Origin of the sequence: Pelistega indica, from assembly GCF_000506865.1 — a bacterium.
GTDB lineage: Bacteria > Pseudomonadota > Gammaproteobacteria > Burkholderiales > Burkholderiaceae_B > Taylorella > Taylorella indica.
Genome location: NZ_AYSV01000037.1, coordinates 1 through 3,973, shown reverse-complemented (window position 1 = coordinate 3,973; position 3,973 = coordinate 1). Strand labels below are relative to the sequence as shown.

Here is a 3,973-nt window from a genome sequence, read left to right as displayed (position 1 = left end):
TCAGGTTTCCAGGCGAGTACTATGATGAGGAGAGTGAGCTACATTATAATACGTTTAGGTATTATGACCCAGAGCTAGGACGCTTTATCAGCCAAGACCCGATCGGCTTGATGGGAGGGATTAACCTCTATCAATACGCCCCGAACCCGGTGGAGTGGGTGGATCCGTGGGGGTGGAAAACTCACTCTAGTACATTGCAAAGACTTTGGAAAGATTATGTCGGACAGCCTCATGTTTTCGCAGAAATTCATCATGGTTTCCCTGAAGAGTTTGCAGATAGATTTAAAAGATTAGCTGATATTGATGTTAATAATCCGAAATATTTCTTTAATCTCTCGCCTGAAAGACATAGATTAACTAGAGGTAGAGGTGTACATACTAATAGTTCTAGAGTTGGCAAGAATTGGAACAAAGTATTTGATGGTTTGTTAGATTATGTTGAAAAACAAAGAATGGATAAAGAAACAGCTAAAGATTTCCTTGAAAAACGACTGAGAGATTTAGCAAGAAAAGAAAGAATCGGTAAATATTCTGCTGACGCAGTAAAAAATAGACCTTGTAAGTGATCTAGTTAACATGGATAAAGGAGATAAAATGAAACTGATTAACTCAAATGAGCTTTTTAACTTCCTTGAAAAACTTAATCCTGTCATTAAAGATAAAGGTAGAATCCCTCAAATTGATACAAAATATACTGAGTTCATTCATCAGTATAAAGAGGTTAGTATTACACCGGATATTGTGTTATATGGCTATCAGAAGGCGATTGAGTGGAATAAGCGAGCATCCGATAATAATTTGCCACGAAATTTGTGGCTTATAGGGCAGTCAGGGCAAGGAGATGAATGGTTTTTGAATGAACAAACCAAAACCGTATTCTTTTTTGACCATAATCAGGGGGAATATGGGGGATTAGAGAATTTTTTAAATCTGCAGATTGATTTCACCGGTTTTCTTAGGATGGGTTTTTTGCTTGCGAAGTTAGAGCAGAGACTTGAAAAAGACCAAAGTATAGATGAATTTAAGCAGGAAATCATGGGACTAATGAATAGTATTCACCCTCAATTATTTGAGATGTTTCCTTATAAATATTTCGATTGATTGATCCTAGTTAGAATAGTAGACAAACTCTCTCCCTCTAAAGCGTATGCTTATCTCTCTATGTCAGGATAGTTGTCACCCTCTAAATTTAAATCAAGAGAGCGGTAAGGATACTATTTATGGGTCGTTATTAACTAGAGCGTAAGAACGCAGTGATCAATAAATTTCATAGTACCAACACATTGAGTCATAGTGCACTAGCTAGACAAATACCGAGGTGATCTTATGCTAAAAAATGCGATCGATATTGCTGGTTGAACCTACCCCATTCTTAACACAGCCCGAAAGTAGAATGTGGTTTCAGCCTGTAGTCGACAGGACTTAAACGATTTAAAGACTCGTGAGGTCTTTCGGTATTGTAAATGGAAATCCACTGTTCGGTGTGCCAACGAACCTGTGCTAGCGTACTGAAGAGGTGTATGTCCAACACTTCCTCACGGTAAGTTCGATTGAATCGTTCGATATAGGCGTTCTGGTAAGGACAGCCAGGTTCAATAAAGTCAATCATAATACCGCGTTGCTCTGCCCATCGCATAAACACCGATGACGTAAACTCTGGGCCATTATCCGCACGGATACAGTCTGGATAGCCATAAACCGCCCCTAGTTGATCTAAGAAACGTGTCACCCGAAGGCCGGCAGACTCATACCAACATCAATGCCAAGGATCTCACGATTGAAGTCATCAATTACATTCAACGTGAGGAAGCGACGCTGATTCGTCAAACCATCTGACATGAAATCAATTGACCAACGCCTTCTTGCAGCCTAAGCTGCGCCAATGGCGTAGGATGTCGTGCTGGCAAACGTTGTTTACGCTTACTTCGCAGTTGCAGCTTAAGCTGATGGTAGACACGTTGTACGCGCTTGTGATTACATGAGTGACCTAAGCTTCGTAAGCGGTCAAAGCACTTAACAAAACCCCACCGAGGATGACGTTCAGTTAGCTCAAGCAAGGCTTGCCCAACTTCGCTGTCATCGACCAAGCGTTTACGGTAGTAATAAGCGGTACGACTCATACAAACCGCTTGACAGCTTTTAACGATGCTGACTTGATGTCTTGCCTGTAGCTTACGAGCCCATGCTTTACGTGTCTCTACAGGCACTAGAGCTTTTTTTATGATCTCCTCCTGCATGCGAGCCATTAGGCTCAGCTCAGCATACATCTTTTTAAGCCGCTCGTGCTCTTGCTCAATCTGCTTAAGACGCTTCAGTTCCGAGGCCTCAAGGCCATCATACTTGGAACGCCACTTGTAAAAGGTGGACACGCCAATGCCTTCTTGACGGCATAAATCTGCAATCGGCTCGCCCGCTTCTGCACGTTTTAACAAGGTGATGATCTGCTCTTCACTCTTACGTTTGCTCATCGTAAAACTCCTAAAGATAAATTAATTGTAAAGGAAAATTCTACCGTTGAGCTGTGTTAATTTAGGGGGTGGTTACCGGTCAATATATAAGTTTTATTGAATCGGTGGCTCAATCAAAAAGGGTTTTTACTCTTATGGGTGAGGGTGAAAGTGCCTTGAGTACCTCATTACATTTTTTAGATGAAGAGGGTAATGAAGCTCCTGTCTTATGTGTTTGGTCTTTAGAAGCATTGGCTAGTTATCACAAAAAAGAGGGTTGGAAAAACTTTAAGCTTAAGGTTATTCCCTTGGAAGAGTTCATAGAGAATTGGTGCTTAGGCATGTTTTTTGATGGTGTAATTGTAGGGGTAAATTTTGACCAACATATGTTTGGTAAAGAAGTAACTTCTTTAGAACTTGCGGAGGACCTTATTCAGCAATTAGAGCAAAATCTAATTAATATTGAGTTCAAGAATTTCAAAGACTTAGAAGAGTTAAAGGAGTATATATCGTCATTGAACAATAATTGAATTCAAGTCTATAACGGTGTCTGTCAAGCGAATTATCCAATCTGATAACGACGACGCGTCCCGATGGTCGTGTGGTGGACTATCTGCGCTATGGATCAGGACACCTGCATGGGATGTTGCTAGATAAAGAGCGCTTGATTGATGTGGAGCGTGATAGTAATCACCGAGAAGTGAAGCGACACTGGGCAAACGATTTGATGCAGAGCACTGAGTACGATATAGCCGGCAGACTCAGTCAACAACATACGCAAACAGGTAAATATGTTAAACAAACCGTCTTGCAACGAGTCTATGACTACGACGGCGCCAATCGATTAACAGGGATTAAGGATAGTCGTAAGGGAGAGCTTAGCTATCAGTATGACCCGATAGGGCGATTATTACAGGCGAGAGGACCATTAGGAAAAGAGAGATTTAGCTTTGACCCGGCACATAATATACTAAGTAAAACTAGCCAGAGCTCGTCTGGTGATACGCCATTGAGTACGTTACCGTCAGGGGTGTCAAGTGTCGTTGGTAATCTGTTAAAAGGGATAGCGGGGACACACTTTAGCTATGATGCGCGAGGGAATATGACGCGTAAAGAGGGGGTCAAAGGGATACAGACCTTCCAATGGGATGCGCATAATCAATTACGGCAGAGTGGATGGCAAGGGGGAGCTCGGGAGAGCTTACGCACAGTGTACCTCTATGATGCGTTTGGGCGACGTATAGCCAAGCGAGTGGAATCGGGAGAGCATCATCGGGTGGTCAGCCAAACGTTGTATGACTGGGAGGGGTTAAGTATTGCCTCTGAAGAGCCGTTGCGCACAGCCAATGCAACGAATCTTTCTACGACACAGGGAGTCGCACTAGCCAGAGATGTGCAGTACGTATATGAAGACGGTAGCTTTGTTCCGTTAGCCCAGTATATCAATAGCAGCACAGGCGAGACAGAGCATATTAGCCCGATGGCATGGGGGGCTGAGTCGCTCCACGASGAGAAGCCTCAGCTGA

At 42.7% G+C, this 3,973-nt stretch carries 4 protein-coding genes and 1 pseudogene; 4 read left to right on the top strand and 1 reads right to left on the bottom strand.

All coding sequences use genetic code 11. From position 1 onward, the window contains the following. Both V757_RS29115 and V757_RS17955 read left to right on the top strand, forming a co-directional pair. A partial coding sequence (locus tag V757_RS29115; protein ID WP_023949714.1) for an RHS repeat-associated core domain-containing protein occupies positions 1-566 on the top strand: 566 nt, incomplete at its 5' end. Positions 567-594: 28 nt separating this feature from the next. Further along, entirely contained in the window at positions 595-1,101 is a 507-nt protein-coding gene (locus V757_RS17955) for a hypothetical protein (RefSeq protein ID WP_023949712.1), read from the top strand. A 271-nt stretch (positions 1,102-1,372) separates the two neighbouring features. Here the strand turns inward: V757_RS17955 and V757_RS17950 are convergent. Then, positions 1,373-2,468 (bottom strand): annotated as a pseudogene (locus tag V757_RS17950) (IS3 family transposase). Positions 2,469-2,536: 68 nt separating this feature from the next. Between V757_RS17950 and V757_RS17945 the strand changes: the two are divergent. After that, complete coding sequence (locus V757_RS17945) at positions 2,537-2,977, top strand: DUF2750 domain-containing protein (protein ID WP_023949710.1); 441 nt, start codon at positions 2,537-2,539, stop codon at positions 2,975-2,977. 113 nt (positions 2,978-3,090) lie between these two features. After that, positions 3,091-3,973: RHS repeat domain-containing protein (locus V757_RS17940; RefSeq protein ID WP_023949708.1), on the top strand; the 883-nt coding region annotated here is incomplete at its 3' end.

Excerpts from the sequence above, each read along its gene's own strand:
- V757_RS17955 (WP_023949712.1), top strand. The coding sequence starts at position 595 with ATGAAACTGATTAACTCAAATGAGCTTTTTAACTTCCTTGAAAAACTT.